At 68.0% G+C, this 1,280-nt stretch carries 1 protein-coding gene; it reads left to right on the top strand.

Translation table 11 applies throughout. The features are described 5' to 3' along the window. Nucleotides 1–1,280, top strand: a 1,280-nt coding sequence (locus EBN88_RS29895) for an acyltransferase domain-containing protein (RefSeq protein WP_158621589.1), incomplete at both ends; no start/stop codon positions are given.

Below are 1,280 nucleotides of genomic sequence, written 5' to 3'. Positions count from 1 at the left end.
CGTGGTGTTGGAAGAGGCACCGCCCATCGAGACCTCCCCGGCGAGGGTTGAGCTGCCGGTGGTGCCCTGGCTGCTGTCCGCCAAGAACGGCCAGGCGCTGCGGCAACACGCCCGGCGACTCCTCGACAGCCTCCCGGAGACCGTTGACCCCGCGCAGGTCGCCGCCGCCCTGGCGGTCGGCCGCGCCCAGCTGGAAGTGCGAGCCGCCGCCATCGGCTCCGACACGGCCGAACTACGTGAACAACTACGGGCCCTCGCCGAGGGCGAAGCCGAACCGCTGCCGACGGTGCACGGCAAGCGGGTGTTCCTCTTCACCGGCCAGGGATCACAACGGGCCCGGATGGGCCAGGAGTTGTACCACACCTTCCCCGTCTACCGGGAAGCGTTCGACGCCACCTGCGCCGAGTTGGACCCACACCTGGACCGGCCCCTACGCTCCCTGGTCTTCTCCGACAACGACGCCCAGCTGCACGAGACCCGCTACGCACAACCCGCCCTCTTCGCCCTCCAGATCGCCTTGTTCCGCCTGTTGGAGCACCACGGCATCACACCCGATCTGATGCTCGGCCACTCCCTGGGTGAACTCTCGGCAGCGCACTGCGCCGGCATTCTCGACCTGCCCTCGGCCGCCAGCCTGGTCGCCACCCGCGCGGCCCTCATGCACTCCGCCCCCACCGGCGGCGCCATGATCGCCATCCAAGCCACCGAAGAAGAACTCACCCCGCACCTGACCGATGCGGTCAGCATCGCAGCCACCAACAGCCCCACCAACACCGTCATCTCCGGCGACGCAGACGCAGTCCACGCCATCGCCAACCACTTCAAGAACCAGGGCCGCAAGACCAGCGAGTTGAAGGTCTCCCACGCCTTCCACTCCCCCCACATGGACCCCATCCTCGACGCCTTCCACACCCACGCCACCACCCTCACCTACCACCCACCCACCATCCCGCTCCACCCCAACCACGACCACCCCCACCCCTTCACCCCCGACTACTGGACCAGCCACATCCGCCACACCGTCCGCTACCACCAAGGACTCCACACCCTCCACACCCACCACACCATCGCCCACCTCACCGAAATCGGCCCCGACCCCGTCCTGACCACCCTCGCCCAACACACCCACCCCAACACCCCCACCACCGCACCCCTCCGCACCAACACCCCCGAACTCACCACCTACCTCACCACCCTCACCCACCACCCCACCACCAACTGGACCACCCTCACCACCACCAACACCCCAAACCTGCCACTCCCCACCTACCCCTTCCAAC

It is taken from the genome of Streptomyces triticirhizae, assembly GCF_003696235.1.
In the GTDB taxonomy this organism is placed as follows: Bacteria; Actinomycetota; Actinomycetes; order Streptomycetales; family Streptomycetaceae; genus Streptomyces; species Streptomyces triticirhizae.
This window is presented reverse-complemented; position numbering and strand designations above follow the sequence as displayed.